Source organism: Corallococcus sp. AB030 (assembly GCF_003668965.1).
GTDB classification, from domain to species: Bacteria; Myxococcota; Myxococcia; order Myxococcales; family Myxococcaceae; genus Corallococcus; species Corallococcus exiguus.
Genome location: NZ_RAWQ01000225.1, coordinates 1 through 16,511, shown reverse-complemented (window position 1 = coordinate 16,511; position 16,511 = coordinate 1). Strand labels below are relative to the sequence as shown.

The following is a 16,511-nucleotide window of genomic DNA, read 5'->3' as shown; positions in this document are numbered from 1 at the left end:
CGGTGCTGCTGCACGAGATGGCGCACACGTTCTATGCGCTGCGGCATGGCGGCGAGGTGCACGGCATCACGCTGATGATTGTCGGCGGTGTGTCAGAGCTGGCGGAGGTGCCCAAGCGTCCCCGGGACGAGGCGTTGATGGCGCTGGTGGGCCCGCTGACGAGCCTGGGGCTGGCGGCGTTCCTGGGCGCGCTGACGTGGGTGGTGCACGGCCTGGGGATGTTCCAGGTGCAGTTCGCGCTCTTCACGCTGGCGATGCTCAACGCGGTGCTGGGGGGCTTCAACCTGTTGCCGGCGTTCCCCATGGACGGAGGCCGCATCGTGCGCGCGGCGCTGACGCCCCGGCTGGGATTGCTGCGGGCGACGAAGGTGGCGGCGGGGCTGGGGCGGCTGTTCGCGGTGTTGTTCGGCGTGTGGGGGCTGGTGACGCTGAACCCGTTCACGCTGGTGGTGGCGTTCTTCGTGCTGATGGGGGCGGAAGGGGAGTCGCGGCAGGTGCGGATGAAGGCAGTGCTGGAGAAGGTGCAGGTGGAGGCGCTGATGACGCCGCGGATGGTGGGCGTGGACCTGGACCTGTCGATGCAGGACGCGCACTGGGCGCTGCGTCACGAGCACGTGAGCATGTTGCCGGTGACGAGCACGGGGCGGCCGGTGGGGCGGGTGACGTGGGCGGCGGTGCAGGCGGTGCCGGAGGCGCAGCGCGGAAGCTACGTGGTTCGCGACGCGATGGAGGACGGAGTGGTGGCGGACCTGCGCGAGGACGGGTGGGCGGTGCTCCGGAGGATGGCGGAGGCGCGCGTGCCCATGGCCGCGGTGGTGGACGAGGACGGGCTGCTCGCGGGGACGCTGGACTGGAATGACATCCAGCGGGGGCTGGCGCGGGCGGAGGAGGCGGAGCGCCAGCGGTCGGGGACGGGGTGGCCTCGCGAGCGGACGGCGTAGGTTGGATGGATGGCACCCACCCTGATAAGTGGGGGCAGCCATGTCCTCTTCGCTGTCACTCAAATGCGGCCTGCTGCTCGGCTTGTTGGCGTTTCCGGCGTTGGCCCGAGAGCTTGAAGAAAAGCTCAGGATCCGGACGCTCCAGGTTCCAGCCCATCCCGGACAGGAAGCGCCGTCCATCTACGTCTCCGCGCAGGTGGCGAGCGTGCTGCGCTTCGAGCAGGACATCGTGCCCACGAAGACACGGCTCCTGGCCTGGGAGGGGCGCTTCGAACCGCTGCTCGTTGGAAGCAAGAAGGTGGTGATCGAGCCGCTGCGCGACCTGGACGAGGGGGAGGCGCTGCCGCTTCACGTGACACTCGCGGATGGGACAGCGTTCACCTTCCTCGTGAGGCCGAAGCTCCGCGAGTCCTGGGGGTGGATCGACTACCAGGTCAATGTGTTCAAGGACCCTGGCAGCTACAACGCGGTGCTTTCAGGGCTGTATGACGCGCTCAACCGAGAGCGTGCGCTGCGTGAGGAGAACGAGCGGTTCAAGAAGGAGGAGAACTCCATCGACCATGCCTACGCGACGCTTCTCTCCAACGGAGAGGTGGGGAAGACGCCGTTCCGGCGCAAGCGGGTCTTCCGCCTGCGGCACGAGGACATGGACATGGTGGTCGAACTCTTCAAGGGACCCGGCAAGGCAGCCGCCGTGGTGACCTTGCGGAACACCGTGCTCGAGGAGGCGTGGACGCTCGAGGGGGCTTCCGTGACTCGTGACCTCTCCCTCCGCACGGCTCGCCCGTTCGCGTTGCGCATGGAACGGTCGGTCATCGTCCCTGGCCAGTCGGGAAGGATCGCGGTCGTCGTGGACAAGAGTTCCTTCGAACTGGAGGGTGGTCAGTTGGCGGATCTGGCCCTCCAGATCTTCCGTGGGGATGGGCTCCTCCAGGTCGCCGTGGCGATGGAACATGCACTCGTTCGGCAGTAGAAAAGTCGCCCCCATGTCCATGACCAAGGCCCTGCTGCTCGGCACTTTCGTACTGATTGCTGCGTCTTCTGGATGTACCAGCAGCGGGGTGTCGCTGCGCCCCGATGGAACTCCTGGGCCGCAGGAGTGCTCAGAGGAAGCCAAGCGGACGATGCGTGCCTTGAAGTTGCGTGTGGGGGACGCGCAATTGGTCGAACTGGACGCGAACCAGATTGGTTCACGGCGTCCCACGATCTACGACGGACCGATTGAAAGCATCCTTGAGGATGACTTTGGCACGTTGGAGGCGACGACCCGTTTGTATGGGCAGGTCTGGACGAGCGGACCGCAGGTCGTCATCCGGTATTACGAGGCCCATCCACCGGACAGCGAGAAGTTCCCCATCTGTGCCGTGGCTCGGCTCAGCCAGGACCAGATGCGGAAGAGTCCGGACTCGAAGCCTGGGATGGCGATTCTCGAAGGCTCTACCGCGGCGGCCTACGTCGTCGATGCGTACCGGTAGCGGACGGCATCGCGCTCCGGGTGAATAGGTTCACTCCGGCCACGTCGGGATGGGTGTCTCCCACAAGGAAGCCCCATGAAGAGCCTGCTGGTTGGAATGATGTTGGCGTCGACGCTGGGTGCCGGTCCCTCGAAGACGGTGGACCTGGTGGGCACGGTGCACAGCGAGGACATCGGCAACCAGAGCTCCAGCCGGGCCACGTGGCTGCCCACGCAGCCCAAGCGCATCGAGCAGTTCGAGTTCCACCTGAAGCGCCCCATGAAGGCCGTGCAGCTGGAGTACCAGTGCCACCTCCAGGACACCGGTGATTCGGGGTGGCTGCCCGAGGGCACGCCCTGCGGAACACAGGGCGAGTCACGGCGTCTGGAGGCCTTCGGCATCCGGCTGCGCGGCGAGGGGGCGCACCTCTACACGGTGCGCTACTGGTGCAAGGTGGAGGGGATGGAGCGCCCCCTGGGGCCGCTCACGGACGGCGCGATGTGCGGCACCACGGGCGAGGGCCGCAAGCTGTTGGGCATGCAGGTGGAGTTGGTGCGCAAGTAGCCGCGCTCAGGTGGGCACGCGTCCGCCGATTGCTGGGAAGCGCTCGTAGGCTCGCAGGAGCGTTTCAAGATGGGTGGGGATGTCGAGATCGAGCGGTTCCTCGGTGAGGCGGACAATCCATCCACCCGTTGTGGTGCGCCGGGCTCGCGACAGCAGCTCCGTGTCGCGCACCGGGTCCGGGAACCCGATGCGGCGCGCCGTCGCGGCCGACCAGTAGTTGAGCCAGCCCAGGCGATGGGGACATTCCGGTGAGGGGATTTCCCGTGCGAGCTTGAGTGCCGGCAGTCCGCGAGGCGGAGGCTTTGGATTCGCTGCCCAATTCTTGGTCTGACGCGCGATCTCCACGCCTGCGGGAAAAGGTGTCGCGTGACCCCAGAACGCGCGCGCGCCCTCCGCGATACCTTCCAGCAGATTCCCTGCCGCCGCGAGGTTGCCCGCATTCATCGGCATCTCCGCGTGGACGTCGAACAACGGTTGGCCTCCTGGCCCGGAGTCCGCTGAGATCTCCAGTCCGTAGACCGTGACGAGTTCACTCTCGTTGGGGCCATTGCAGACCAGAGGGAACCCGGGGCCATCCGGCCTGCCGCCGAGGACCCATGCGTCCCGTTGGGGCAGGGGATAGGGATTTCCTTCGACGGAAATCGCCCAGTCCAGGCGCAGGCCGGGGATGGCTCGCTCCATGCCGTGGACGACGGCCAGAGGGCGGCTGTCATTGCCTACGAGCGCGGGCGCGTAGGTCATCATGACCAGGTTATTCCTCTGCTTCGTCATCCTTGCACCACTCCATGAGGATGATGGTTCCCTCGAGATCGGGATCCGCGATCTCCAACGCCTCTTGATGCGCGGCACTGCGAACGCCGACCCGAAAGTCGAATCCACACGCACGAGCGAGGTCGCGTTCGTGCCGCATCTCCATCAACTGCTTCTCTGGCACCGTCCTTCGCAGGAAGGCTGAGTACGTGTCGAAATTGTCGGTCTTCACCTCCCAGAGCGTGCGGAACGCGGACTGGAGCCCGTCGTAGGCCTTGCCGTTGACCAGGGCATTGGCGCCGCGGAAGGTGTTGCCCGGGATTCCGTCCGCACATCTGTTGTGAAGGGGATGGCCGCCTTTGGGTGGTACCCGTTTGGGAATGCACTCCGGGCGGCGCTCTCGTGGCTCCGCGGAACTGGGGGGCCCGGGTGGAGGAAACCAGTCCTGCCCGGAGGAACGCCCTGTGGGGTCAGGGCCATGCTCCACCACGGACTGTTGCGTGAGTGGCTGGGTCCGGGGCGCATCTTCATCCGGATAGGCATGCCGCAGTTCGTATGCCTCCAGCTCTTCCGCGATGGCGACCGCCACCACCACGACACCGATGACGATCACCGCACCCACGACGATCTCCGGTTGGGTCAGAAGGCAGACGCCCACCATGGTTTGCAGGGCGGCCGCGTCCGCTGATGCCACGGGGCAGCGATGCTCGGAGTCCTCGAAACGGATCCTCCTGGAGTCGAGCGCCTGAAAGCACCGCTCCACCACCACGTCCCACGGCTGAGAGGCTTCCCGGACGACGCACTTCCCCTCGTCCCTCCAGGGCAACGTTGCTGCTCGCTGGAGATTGGTGAAGCGTGACTCACGAACCGCTGGCGCCTTCATCTGCGGCGTCGATGTGGCACATGCAGAAAGGAACAGCAGGAGCGCGGTGGCGGCGAGGAATCGCATGTTCGTGCTTCAGTTCTTCTCCGGCAAAGACCAGTTCATCTGGAAGCGGTGCGCGCCGTTGGGCGCACTGTCCAGCCAGCCGGTGATGCTGTCGCTCTTCGCGAGCAGGGGGCCCAGCTCCGTGCTCGCTCCGAAGAACGCGGCCAGGCGCTCGTCGCCCATCACGTCCATCAGCGACACCTGCGACAGGCCCCGCGCCAGCTTCTTCGGATCCAGCGTGAACTCCACCGCGCGCTTCAGCGGGCCGCCCTTCTCCGGCAGCGACGCGAGCATCGTCTGCGTCACCGTGGAGTCATTGCCGAACACCAGCTGCTTGCCCTTGAGCCGCACGTAGACGCTGCCGCCCTTGGCCTCCATCGCGTAGCCGTCCTCCAGCGTCCTGGCGCCCGGGAACTTCGCCAGCGGGGCCAGCGCCGCCTTCACCGCCGCCGCGTCCGTCACCTCCGCCGCCAACGCCTGCTTCGCCGCGAAGAAGCGCACCTCCGGCTTGCGCAGTGAACCGCGCACCACCACCGAGTCCACGCCGAACAACACCTGCCCCGTCATCTGCTTCGCCAGCGCGTCCGTCACCGCCTTCACGTCCGCCGCCGGACACGCGGGACACACCGACTGCACCGCGGCCCCCACTGAATCGACCGCCTGCGCCACGCCTGTCGGCGCCACCTGTGCCCTGGCGAAGAGCAGGCCCGCGGGGGACATGGCGCCGTAGGGGCTCGTGCCCTTGGCCTGGAAGGGCGGCAGCGGCAGCTTCGTCGTCGTGCCCTCCACCTTCAGCCCCGTCGCCGTGCCGTCCAACGCCAACACGCCGTCCTTCGTGGACAGGTACAGCACCCCCGGCACCGTGGCCATGCGCGCGTCCGCGGCCGCCGCCTTGAGCGCCACCAGCTTCGCGGCCTCCTTGCGGAGCGCGTCGTCCGAATCCGTGCTCAGGAAGGCGCAGGCCTCCTGGCCCTTGATGACGTAGCCGCCGAAGCCACCCGAGGCGCTCGGCGCGCGGAGCGTCGTCACGCCCTTCACCGTGCCCGCCTTCACGTCGCCGTTGCGCGCGAGCACGTTCGCCGTTGCTTCCTGGAACACCTTCGTGTCCTTCACCCGCGTGCACGCGATGCGGCCGTCCTGCCGCATGGACACCGTCAGCGGCCCCGTCACGTCGATGCCCTGCGCCTCCATCACCTCTGGCTTCCCGAGGTCGAGTTGCAGGATGGGGTGCAGCTCTCCGCGCCACGCCTCCGGGTTCAGCAGCTGCGAGTACGCCCCGGCCCGCGTCAGGAACGCGTTCAACCCCTGGAGCTGATCCAACTGCGGGGCGTGGAGGACCGTGACCGTGGAGGCGGCGACGCGAGGCGCGGGTGCGGCCGCCAGCGTGGCGGCAAGTGCGAGGGCGAGCATGCCCCCACCTGAAAGCGACCCACGGCCCCTGTCAAGGCACTCCCACCCGGGACGCCCATCACCAACGTCCGCACGGCGCCCCGCTGGCCCTACGCCGGCAGCCGCCCCGTGTTGGCCCAGTCAATCATCCGCTCCGCCAGCTCCTCCGCGCTGCGGCGCAGGTAGGCCAGCTGCAACACCTCGTCGTCCGTGCACGCCAGCGCCATGCGCACCCGCACGCCGTCCACGAAGCGCAGCACCTGCGCGATGCTCAGCGACGCCCGGTCCTCCAGCGCCCCCGCGAACCCCGCCACCTCCGCCTCCGCCGCGCAGCCCTCCGCCAGCAGCGCCGCCACCCACACGGACCGCGCCACCCGGTGCTCGCGCGCCCGCGTGTCCTGGAGCTGAAGACGCCACGGCTGCGCCTCCCAGTGCGCCGCGCCCTCGACGTTCTCCACCAGCTCCCGCCCGCCCTGCGTCCGCGATTCCATCGCTCGCATCATCCGTGACCCCTCTTCCATCAAGACCTGGGTCCATCCACGGGCGTGACCGGCAGCCTTCCTCCCGTCCACGAGCAGGGCTCGTGAATGAGCGGCTTTCCGGAAAAGACGCACTCCACCTGTTTTCTTGCCCGCCCGGAGGGATGCTTGGACTGTCATTCGCGGACGCTCCCGTGCAGGTGGGAAAGCCTCTCGCCGGCGCCGTCTCCAACCCGCCGGCGAGAGGTCACCGGGGCGACCGGTGCCTTCCTGCTTTGAGGGATTGTCACGAAGCGGTGCGAGTGGATTCTCGGACCCCGGTGCGAGGCGGGATGTTCACGTGGGGACAGTGAGTGGCCCTCGGGACGTATTGGGTTGGAGCCCGTCTCTCACGCATCGTTCGCAGTCCGGTTCCGGGGGACGGTGTGGTCGACCGCGTCTTTGTCGGGACCGTCACGGCCTTCCGGGGGGAAGCCACCATGTCGAACCTGCTCGACCTGCCGCGTCAGGCATTGATGGACCTGCGCTCGCGTCTCAGCCACCTGCCGATCGTGTCCCATCTCCACCGCCGGCACGCGCCCAACAGCCTGTCCCTGTCCAGTCCGGCGCCGCAGGACTCCGTGCTGGCGGATCCTCAACGCGTGGAGATGTGGCGCCGCGCGGTGGAGCGCTACGTGCGCCCCAACCAGGTGGTGGTGGACGTGAAGGCCGGCACCGGCCTGCGCACCTTCCTCGCCGCGCACCAGAACCCGCGCAAGCTGTACGCGGTGGATGACTCGCGTCTGTTGGACACCACGCAATGGGTGGCCCGCCGCAACGGCCTGGACCGCATCGCCTTCGTGCGCGAGCCCACCTGGCACTTCCAGCCGCAGGAGAAGGCGGACGTGCTGCTGCATGAGCTGTTGGGAGATGCGCTGCTCGACGCGGGGCTCGTGCCCCGGATGCTGGACTTGCGCTCGCGCCTGCTCAAGCCCGGCGGCCGCATCCTCCCCAACCGCTTCGAGGTCTACGTGGAGCCCGTGCAGCTCCGCGAGGAGGCATGTGTCCCGTTCATCTGGACGCAGCACCTGCCCCACGTGGACTTCCGCTGCCTCCAGTCGCTGCGCGAGGCGATGAGCCCGTCGTACTTCACGCGGCTGGTGCGCTCCTACGAGGTGGACCACCTGCTGTGTGAGCCGGAGCCCGCGTTCGGGTTCGACCTGGAGACGATGCGCGCGGAGGGGCTGCCCTCGCGCGTGCGCATCCAGCGGCCGGTGGAGGAGGACGGGCGGGTGGACGGCTTCTGCCTCTTCTACAAGGTCGCCTTCGACGCGGAGCTGTCCTTCGACGTGTCCCCCATGCGCGAGCGCAACACCACGGCGATGACGCTCCTGCGCGTGGAGCCTCGCGAGTTCAACCGCTACGACACGCTGGACTTCGAGCTGGAGCTGCCCAATCCGTCCGACCCGCGCACCTGGCGGTGGCAGTTCACCTGACGGCGGTGCCGGAGCCCGGAGTGATGCCCGGTGGACAGCCTGCCTGCCTCCGGGTGTCGCCGGAGGTGGGCGCACTGCCTAGCTTGCATGGCGCATGCGACCGTTCCGACTCCTCGTCCTGCTTCTCGTCTCCGCCGCCTCGCTGCCCGCGGCGGCCCAGTCTCCCCGCACCGTCGCGGGCGTGTGTGGCCGCACCAACTGGGTCTGTGTCGCGGAGTGCATCGACGCGGAGTGCGTCGACAAGTGCATGCGCGAGGGCTGCGAGGACGCGCTCAAGCGGCTGAAGACCTGCACCAGCAAGGCGGCCTGCGCGCCGGATGACACGGCGTGCGCGGCGAAGTCGTGCGGCCTCACCTGCGAGAAGTCCTTCGAGCCCGCGCCCAAGAGCCCGGAGAAGCTGGCGACGAACCCGTGCGAAGGCGACAAGGCGCCCAAGGGCACGGCCGTCCCCGAAGCGCTGGTGGGCACGTGGGTGCTGTCCGCGGCGAGCATCCCGGACACGGACCAGGGAAAGGAGGAGCGCATCGACGTGCAGCCCCGGTCCGACTACGCGCGGGCGTTGCAGATCACGCCGAGCGGATGCTTCGTGATGCGGACGAAGCTGGATGACGCGACGCTCGGGCGCGGCAGCACGCTGGATGTTCGCGCGTGGGGCCGGCTGGAGGTGAAGGACAAGAAGCACCTGGCGCTGCGCACGCAGGACGGTCAGGCGGTGGGCCCGGTGTGCGGCAAGGAGCGCGTGGTGCCCCTGACGAAGGGCAAGTTCAAGGGCGGGGACTTCACGTACGCCATTGAAGAGAAGGACTCGCTCGTCCTCACGGTGCCGGGCGCCACCCGGCAGACGTTCCAGTTCGAACGGGAGAAGCAGGAAGCGCCGGAGCCGCACCCCAAGCCTTGAGGAGGACCTTGCCCCCACCGGGGTGCGCGGGTGAGAAGGACGCCATGGCAGGCCGCGAGCGGATGGCGAGCATGGACGCGGCGTGGCTCCAGATGGAGGAGCCCGCGAACCTGATGATGATCACCGCGGTGCTGTGGTTCGACGGCGCCGTGGACCTGGAGCGCCTGCGCGCGGTGGTGCGCGAGCGGCTGGTGGAGCGCTACCCGCGCTTCCGTCAGCGGGTTGTGCCCGGGCCGCTGGGCGCGCCGCACTGGGAGGACGCGCCGGACTTCGAGCTGGAGGAGCACCTGTCCACGCTGCGCGTGCCGGAGTCGGCGGGACGCGCGGGGCTGGAGGCGCTCGTCGGGGACTGGCTGGGTGTGCCTCTGGAGCGCTCCCGTCCGCTGTGGCACTTCCACCTGGTGCGCGGTGCGCCGGGCGGGGACGTGCTGCTCGCGCGGCTGCACCACTGCATCGCGGATGGCATCGCGCTCGCGCGGGTGTTGCTGTCCCTCACGGATCCGGTGGACGCGGGCGCCGTGCCGGAAACCTGGGATGAAAGCCAGGAAGCGGTCACGCCTTCCGAACCGGAGCGGCGGCCAGGCGCTCCTGGCTGGCTGCGTTTCGCCCGGGGCGCCCGCTCCGCGCTGCGCAAGGGCGCGGAAATGGTGCGTGAGCCCATCCTCGCGGGCGACCTTGTTCGCGAAGGCGCGAAGGGCGCGGCGGCATTGGGGAAGCTGCTGGTGCTGCCTCCGGATCCACGCTCTCCCTTGCGCGGACCGCTGGGTCCCCGGAAGGTCGCCGCGTGGTCGGAGCCCATTGAGTTGGAGCGGGTGAAGGCCGTGGGCCGGACCCTGGGCGGCACGGTGAACGACGTGCTGCTCACGGCGGTGACGGGCGCGCTGCGGCGCTATCTGGCCACGCGGGACGCTCCACTGGAGGACGTGCACGCGCTGGTGCCGGTGAACCTGCGGCCCATGGATGTGCCGGTGCCTCGCGAGCTGGGCAACCGCTTCGGCGTGGTGTTCCTGCGGCTCCCCGTGCACCTGGCGGAACCGCGCCGCCGCTTGCGCGAAGTGGCGAAGCGGATGGAGCACCTCAAGCGCTCACCGGAGGCCGTGGTGACGTCCGGCGTGTTGGAGCTTCTGGGCCGCACGCCCGCGGCGCTGGAGCGCGCCGTCGTGGACGTGATGGGCACCAAGGCGTCGCTCGTCGCCACCAACGTGCCCGGGCCGCGCCAGCCGGTGTCGCTCGCGGGCAGCCGACTCAAGGGACTCACGTTCTGGGTCCCCCAGGCCGGCCACGTGGGCCTGGGGGTCAGCCTCTTCAGCTACTCGGGACAGGTGACCGTGGGCGTGGCCTCGGATGCGTCACGCGTGCCCGACCCGGGGGCCCTCGTCGCCGCGTTCCAGGAGGAACTGGACGCGCTGGCGACGATGGCTCCCTGAGCGCTACTTCGCGAAGAGCTTGTGCGGGTCGTACTTGCCGCGCACTTCCTTGAGCTTCGCGCGGATGGCGTCCGGCCAGGCGCTGTCGAAGTGCTCCGCGTCGCGGACCTTGCCCATGAAGTTGATGGTCATCTCCGGCGACAGCCACGGCTTCAGCTCCGCGCGCAGGCCCTCGGTGGCGCCGGGCAGCACCGTCTCGAACAGCGGCGGGTGCATGCCCACCAGACCGACGACGAAGTTGCCACCGCGGCCGCCCACCGCCGAGCCGCCCGCCACGTCCTTCTGGCTGGCGCCGCCCAGGTGCCGCAGCTCCAGCAGGAAGTACGGCGTCTGCACGCCAGCGCCCACGTGTCGCAGCAGCGTGGTCGCCAGGTCCTGGTCCACGTGGGTCAGCATCATTCCGTGGGTCCAGACGGGGCTGGGCTTGTCCGGATCATTGTGGATGCGCGCGATCTGCGTCACGGGCAGCTCGCCCAGCATGTCCAGGTAGAGGGGCGCCAGCGCGCGCAGGGGCGCCGCCAGCTTCGCGCCCTCTTCCGTGGAGCCCGGGAAGGCGAAGCGCAGGTTGAGCACCGTGCGCCCCTGCAGCGGGGGCGGGATGAAGTCGAACGGCGGGAAGCGCATCACGGCGATGCTCGTGGACACGCGCGCGTCCGCCTCCGCCGTCCACTTCACCCAGCCGCGCAGCACGGCCTCGATGTGCTCCTCCGCGAAGAAGAGGCTGCCCGCGTAGAGCGAGCGCATCTCCACCAGCTGGAGCTTCACCTCCGTCACGATGCCGAAGCCGCCCTTGCCGCCGCGCAGGGCCCAGAACAGGTCCGGGTGATGCTCGGCGCTCGCCTCCACCGTCTCGCCGTCAGAGGTGACGAGCGTGTAGCCCACCACGTAGTCGGAGCTGACGCCGTGGCTGCGCACCAGCGGCCCCAGGCCGCCGCCCAGCAGGTAGCCCACCACGCCCACGTTCGTGGACGAGCCGGCGATGGGCGTCAGGCCGTGCTTCGCCGCCTCCTCGATGACCGGCTCCCAGCGCGCGCCCGCGCCAATGGTGGCGATGCGCGTCGCGGGGTCGATGCTCACGTGGTTCAGCGCCTTCGTGGAGAGGAGCACGCCAGAGGTGACGGGCGCGTACGTGCCGTGCCCCGTGGCCTGCACGGAGACGGGCAGCTGGTTCTCCCGGGCGAAGCGGATGGCCTCCGCCACGTCCTTCGTGGACTTCACCGCCACCACGTACTGCGGCGAGTGCGTGACGAGGACGTTGAAGCCGGCGCTCTCCGGGGCATAGCCCGCGTCGTTGGGGGTGTAGACGGGACCGCTCACGCGGGCGGCGAGGGACTGGGTCATGGGGGCGTTGCTCCTTCGTGTCAGCCAGCCCTTGCGGGCCGGGAGGGGGACTCGGGTGCGCTGCGGTGCCGCGTCCAGGGAGTACGAGCGCGAAGCAGCATAAGCCTGGAAGTCAGGTCCGTACACGGAAGCATTCGGTGACAACACGGGCTGGATTCCAGCGGGTCGCCCTCCCGGCACCTCTACAGCAGGCCGTGCTCCTCCAGCTTGTTGTAGAGCGTGCGCCGGCTCACCCCGAGCAGCCGGGCAGCCAGCGTGCGGTTGTCACCCGAGCGCTTCAGCGCATCCACCAGCGCTTCCTTCTCCACGTCCTTGCGACGTGACTCCAGCGTGACGGAGTCGGACGGCGACGGAGGCAGCGGCGCGGCGACGGGCGGTGGCGCGAGTCCCGGCTGGCGGGAGAGTTCACGCGCCACGTCCTCGCCGGTCAGCATGGGCCCGTCGGAGAGCACCACCAGCCGCTCCAGGAAGTTCTGCAACTGGCGCACGTTGCCGGGCCACGGCTGGGCCTGGAGCGCGCGCAGGCCGTCCTCGCTCAGGGTGAACGGAGGCCGCCCGTTGCTCTTGGCGTGCACGTCCAGGAAGTGGCGGGCGAGGGCCGCGATGTCCTCCGGCCGCTCGCGCAGCGTGGGCAACCAGAGGGGCACCACGTTGAGCCGGTAGAAGAGGTCCTCGCGGAAGGTGCCCCGGCGCACGCCGTCCTCCAGCGACTGGTGCGTGGCCGCGACGAAGCGCACGTCGATCTTCACTGTCTGCGTTCCGCCCAGCCGTTCGAACTCGCGCTCCTGGAGCACGCGCAGGAGCTTCACCTGCACGGCGGGGGACACGTCGCCAATCTCGTCGAGGAACAGCGTGCCGCCGTGCGCCAGTTCCACGCGTCCGGGCTTGCGCGTCGCCGCGCCAGTGAAGGCGCCCTTCTCGTAGCCGAACAGCTCGCTCTCCAAGAGCGTGTCCGGGAGCGCCGCGCAGTGCAGCTTCACGAACGGGCCCGCGCGCCGGGGACTGTTTTCGTGCAGGGCTCGCGCGGCCAGCTCCTTGCCCGTGCCGGACTCGCCCCGGAGCAGCACCGTGGCGGTGCCCTGGGCGGCCTTCACCAGCAGGGCCTTCACGTCCTTCATCGCGCGGCTCGCGCCCATGAGCAGGCTGTCGAGTCCGTCCGGCGCCTTGCCGGTGCCTCGCGTGGGCTCCGGGTCCTGGCTCGCGTGGAGCAGGGCCTTCTTCAGCGTGAAGAGGAGTTCCTCGCGGTCGAAGGGCTTGAGCACGAAGTCCGCCGCGCCCGCCTTCATCGCCTCCACCGCGAGCGGCACCGTGCCGTGCGCGGTCATCAGCAGCACGGGCACGTCCGGCCAGCCGCGTCCCACCTCCGCGAGCAGCTCCATGCCGCTCATGCCCGGCATGCGCACGTCGCTCAGCACCACGTCGATGGGGCGGCGCGCGAGCAGGGCCAGGGCGTCCTTCGCGTTCGAGGCTGGATGCGGAGTGAGGCCCGCCTGGGTGAGCAGCGCGCCCAGTACCTTGAGCAGCGCGGGATCATCGTCGACCACCAGGACGTGGCCCTTCAGTGCTTCGCTCACGCGGCTTCTCCCTCGGATGCCGGGGCCTGGGAAACGGGGGCCGCCGGCAGGCGCAGGCGGAGGATGGTGCCATGCCCCTCGCCGCTCGTCAGGGACGCAGTGCCTCCGTGCGCCTCCGCCACGCGCCGCACGAAGGCCAGCCCCAGTCCGCTGCCCGTCGCCTTGGTGGTGAAGAAGTCGTCGAAGGCCCGCTCTCGCGTGCGCGCGTCCATGCCGCTGCCGGTGTCCTGCACCTCCACCACCACCGCGCCGCCGTCCCGCTGCGTGCGCACGGTGAGGGTGCCGCCCTCGGGCATGGCCTCGTAGGCGTTGCGCACCAGGTTCTCCAGCGCGTTGGCGAGCAGGTCCTCGTCTCCCGCGCACTCGGGCAGGCCGGGCGCGAGCTCCTTCTTCAGCTCCACCGCTCCTGGCGTCGCGAAGGCCTGGAGTGACAGCACGCCCTCCACCAGCCGGTTCAAGTCCAGCGGCCGGCGCAGCGGTTCGACTCGCGCGAGGCGCTGGTAGGTGCCCGCCACGCGGTCCAGGCGCTCCACCTGTTCCAGCAGCAGGTCCAGGAAGTCACCGTGAGCGTCCCAGGAGTGGCCGCGCGCGTGCTCCTCTTTCAGGTACTGCGCGGCGCCCTTGAGCGCGGCGATGGGGTTCTTCAGGTCGTGCGCCATCTGCGCGGAGAAGCGTCCCAGCGTGGCCAGTTGCTCCAGTCGCTCGCGCTGGGTGACGAAGGCGGTGACGCCCCGCCGCGCCGCCGCGAGCAGCGCGAGGGTGATGGCGGTGGTGCCCACGACCAGCGCTCCCGACTCGGCGGCGAAGGCGCGGAAGAGCACCAGGTAGGCGAGCACGCCCACCAGCGCGAGCACGACCGCGTGCATCGCCGCGTTCGTGGCGCGCGCGTCCTTGCCGAAGAGCTGGAAGCGCAGGGACGCGGTGGCCATCACCGGCAGGCCCAGCAGCGTGCCCACGTTGCCCAGCTTCGGCACGGGCAGGGCCATGTCCGCCGCCAGGTCCGTGAGCAGCAGCGCGACGAGTAACGTCAGCCCCAGCAGCATCAAGCCCGCTCGCGCCCGTTCGTCCTGCGAGTTCTCCGTGCTTGTGTGGCGCAGGTGGCGCGTGAGCAGCACGAAGCCCGTGGTGAGGATGGGGATGACGCCCAAGGCGACCGCGAGCCCGAAGCGGAAGGTGTAGATGCGCTCCTGCAGCGCGGGCACGCCCATGGCGATGATCATCGTCAGCGCGAGCGCGCCCATCACCGCGTAGGTGCCGTACAGGACCCGGGCGGAGCGGCGGCGGCGGCCCACGAACGCGAGGATGAAGTGCAACGCGCACGGCAGCGTCATCAGCGCCGCGGCGAAGCCCATCAGCCGCCAGCCGGTGTCCCCCGAACGCGCCAGCCCGAAGGCGGAGAAGTTCCAGGTCGACAGCGCGATGGACAAGAGAGACAGCGGCAGCGCGAGGGGGCTTCGTCCCACGCGGGCGAGCGCGATGCCGGCGAGCGCGAGCTGCCCCGCGCACGCCAGCAGGCTGACCCACATGGCGCCCGTCATCGCGCGCCTCCGTGGCTCAGAGCATGCCCAACCGGCGGGCGTTGGCGGGGTCGACCGCCGCCGACTCCCAGCGCCGCACCGCGGACTCGCGCTCCGCGTCGGGAGCGTCCGCGTAGTAGCCCAGCGTGTCGTGCAGGGCGCGGCTCAGTTCCTCGATGGCGGCGAGCCGCACGTCCAGCTCGCGGTGACGGAGAGCGGCCACCAGCCAGTCCGCGCGGCGGCGGCTGCGGTTCTCCGCCCACCACGCCGACCACTGGCGCGGCTGGAGGCCCAGCGTCGCGCGGGTGACTTCGCGCAGGGCTTCCGCGGCGGCCTGCGCGCACATGGCGTCGTCGCTGCCGGTGAGGTTGATGAGACCCTCGATGGCGTCGCGGTCGTGCAGCGTGCCCAGGGCACGGGCCGCCAGCGAGCGGCGCAGGGCGTCCCGGCTGGCCAGCTCCTGGCGCAGGTCGCGCAGGGACGCGTCCAGGCGCGGCAGGTGCTTGAGCGCGGCGGCGGCGACTCGCGCGGCGCTGGAGATGTCCGGCTCCATGTCGAACAGGCCGCGCAGCACGCCGTCCACCAGCTCCGCGTAGGGCAGGTTGCCCGCGGTGAGCAGCGCCAGGTAGCGCGTGTCCGCGTCGTTCGAGTCCAACAGCGGCGCCAGCGCGAGGGCCGCGGGACGGCCCAGGCGCGACAGGGCCGCGGGGATGGGGCCCAGTTCGTCCGCTTCTGGCAGCTCCACCACGGGCAGGCGGCTCCAGGCGGTGGGGCCGGGGAAGTGCTGCGCGAGCACCCGGGCGCTGGCTTCAGGTGAACGCGCCAGCTCCGCGATGGCGCTGGAGCGCTGGGACGCGTCCGGGCCGGTGAGCCGGCGCAGGAGCGGCGTGAAGTCCGGGGGCGGGCGCTCTTCCGGCGACAGCACGCGCGGAGGCAGGGCGGCGGCGCGGCCCAGGTTGGCCACGCCTCCACGGCCGAAGACGGGGTTCCACCCGAGCCCCGCGACCACGGCGGGCGCGGGAGCGGGCTGGACCGGGGCAGGGAAGCCGGGCACGTCCACGTCGATGGTGATGTCCTCTTCTGGCGCGCGCAGCTCGGACACGCGCTGCTTGCGGAAGAGGATGAGCTCCTGGAAGGCGGCCGGCAGGTCCTGGCAGAACAGGATGTAGTCGCTCAGCCGGCGCTGGCTCATCGGCTTCTGGCCGCAGTCGCCGTAGAGGATGGCCACGAGGCGGCCCTTCACCTCCACCGGGTACAGGAAGACGGTGCGCGGGGCCTGGCGTCCGAAGAGCTCCAGGTAGTGCCGCGTGAGCGCGTCCGGAGGCAGCGGGCCCGCGTAGCTGCCGCGCGTGACGGCGACGGTGCGGAAGACGCTGCTCGCGTCCAGGGGGATGGAGACCAGGGAGAGGGCGTTCGCGTCCAGGCCCTCACCGCGCGCGTCCCAGCCACCCGCGGCGCCGCGCACGACGGCGAAGGCGGCCACGTAGTCGAACGTGCGGCGGCCGAAGCGCAGTGCCACGTCCAGCAGGCGGTCCAGGTCTCGCGTCGACTCGCGCAGCGCGGAGCGGGCCTGGGGCAGCGTCCATTCCGGTACGGCGGCATCCGGCGCGCTGGAGGCACCCGGAACGGGGGCGGGCTCCGTCGCGCGAGGACGGGTCGCGCCCTGCGTGGACGCGGGGTTGCTGAAGATGATGAACGACGGCTCGCCCCGGGGCGGCGCGGGGGGAACCGGCGGCTGGGTCGGCGTGGCGGTCTGGGCCGCGCGGGCCTGCTG

15 protein-coding genes are annotated in these 16,511 nt (G+C 70.2%); 7 read left to right on the top strand and 8 right to left on the bottom strand.

Annotated features, from left to right (window positions below):
• The 4 genes from D7Y15_RS36565 to D7Y15_RS36550 form a co-directional block, all read left to right on the top strand.
• Window positions 1-941, top strand: a 941-nt coding sequence (locus D7Y15_RS36565) for a site-2 protease family protein (RefSeq protein WP_148712961.1), incomplete at its 5' end; no start/stop codon positions are given.
• A 40-nt stretch (window positions 942-981) separates the two neighbouring features.
• On the top strand, window positions 982-1,914 hold the full coding sequence (locus tag D7Y15_RS36560; RefSeq protein WP_233597357.1) for a DUF2381 family protein: 933 nt from the start codon (window positions 982-984) through the stop codon (window positions 1,912-1,914).
• A 13-nt stretch (window positions 1,915-1,927) separates the two neighbouring features.
• Window positions 1,928-2,416 (top strand): serine/threonine protein kinase, encoded by a 489-nt coding sequence (locus D7Y15_RS36555; RefSeq protein WP_120579974.1) that lies wholly within the window; start codon window positions 1,928-1,930, stop codon window positions 2,414-2,416.
• Window positions 2,417-2,491: 75 nt separating this feature from the next.
• Window positions 2,492-2,959, top strand: coding sequence for a hypothetical protein (locus tag D7Y15_RS36550; protein WP_121755463.1), 468 nt, complete (start codon window positions 2,492-2,494; stop codon window positions 2,957-2,959).
• Window positions 2,960-2,965: 6 nt separating this feature from the next.
• On the opposite strand, the gene D7Y15_RS36545 is transcribed toward D7Y15_RS36550, so the two are convergent.
• The 4 genes from D7Y15_RS36545 to D7Y15_RS44945 form a co-directional block, all read right to left on the bottom strand.
• Window positions 2,966-3,730, bottom strand: coding sequence for a DUF5953 family protein (locus D7Y15_RS36545; RefSeq protein WP_120579972.1), 765 nt, complete (start codon window positions 3,728-3,730; stop codon window positions 2,966-2,968).
• Window positions 3,711-4,658: a DUF6310 domain-containing protein gene (locus D7Y15_RS36540; protein ID WP_120579971.1), complete on the bottom strand. Its 948-nt coding sequence runs from the start codon at window positions 4,656-4,658 to the stop codon at window positions 3,711-3,713. The genes D7Y15_RS36545 and D7Y15_RS36540 overlap by 20 nt, the downstream gene beginning before the upstream one ends.
• Window positions 4,659-4,667: 9 nt before the next feature.
• Window positions 4,668-6,047: a hypothetical protein gene (locus D7Y15_RS36535; protein ID WP_120579970.1), complete on the bottom strand. Its 1,380-nt coding sequence runs from the start codon at window positions 6,045-6,047 to the stop codon at window positions 4,668-4,670.
• A gap of 89 nt (window positions 6,048-6,136) precedes the next feature.
• Window positions 6,137-6,529, bottom strand: a complete 393-nt coding sequence (locus D7Y15_RS44945; protein ID WP_158629188.1) for a hypothetical protein — start codon at window positions 6,527-6,529, stop codon at window positions 6,137-6,139.
• 455 nt (window positions 6,530-6,984) lie between these two features.
• Between D7Y15_RS44945 and D7Y15_RS36525 the strand changes: the two genes are divergently transcribed.
• From D7Y15_RS36525 to D7Y15_RS36515, 3 genes are all read left to right on the top strand, one after another.
• Entirely contained in the window at window positions 6,985-7,980 is a 996-nt protein-coding gene (locus tag D7Y15_RS36525) for a class I SAM-dependent methyltransferase (protein WP_121755462.1), read from the top strand.
• A gap of 94 nt (window positions 7,981-8,074) precedes the next feature.
• Complete coding sequence (locus D7Y15_RS36520) at window positions 8,075-8,878, top strand: hypothetical protein (RefSeq protein WP_121755461.1); 804 nt, start codon at window positions 8,075-8,077, stop codon at window positions 8,876-8,878.
• A 44-nt stretch (window positions 8,879-8,922) separates the two neighbouring features.
• A complete protein-coding gene (locus D7Y15_RS36515) occupies window positions 8,923-10,305 on the top strand; it encodes a wax ester/triacylglycerol synthase family O-acyltransferase (RefSeq protein WP_121755460.1) in 1,383 nt (460 codons plus the stop codon).
• 3 nt (window positions 10,306-10,308) lie between these two features.
• Here D7Y15_RS36515 and D7Y15_RS36510 read toward each other — a convergent pair whose 3' ends face one another.
• The 4 genes from D7Y15_RS36510 to D7Y15_RS36495 form a co-directional block, all read right to left on the bottom strand.
• Window positions 10,309-11,646 carry an FAD-binding oxidoreductase gene (locus D7Y15_RS36510; RefSeq protein WP_121755459.1) on the bottom strand — a complete coding sequence of 446 codons (1,338 nt, stop codon included), beginning with the start codon at window positions 11,644-11,646 and terminating at the stop codon, window positions 10,309-10,311.
• 182 nt (window positions 11,647-11,828) lie between these two features.
• Window positions 11,829-13,220 carry a sigma-54 dependent transcriptional regulator gene (locus D7Y15_RS36505; RefSeq protein WP_121755458.1) on the bottom strand — a complete coding sequence of 464 codons (1,392 nt, stop codon included), beginning with the start codon at window positions 13,218-13,220 and terminating at the stop codon, window positions 11,829-11,831.
• Window positions 13,217-14,758: an ATP-binding protein gene (locus D7Y15_RS36500; RefSeq protein WP_121755457.1), complete on the bottom strand. Its 1,542-nt coding sequence runs from the start codon at window positions 14,756-14,758 to the stop codon at window positions 13,217-13,219. The genes D7Y15_RS36505 and D7Y15_RS36500 overlap by 4 nt, the downstream gene beginning before the upstream one ends.
• Window positions 14,759-14,774: 16 nt before the next feature.
• A partial coding sequence (locus D7Y15_RS36495; protein WP_368667420.1) for a HEAT repeat domain-containing protein occupies window positions 14,775-16,511 on the bottom strand: 1,737 nt, incomplete at its 5' end.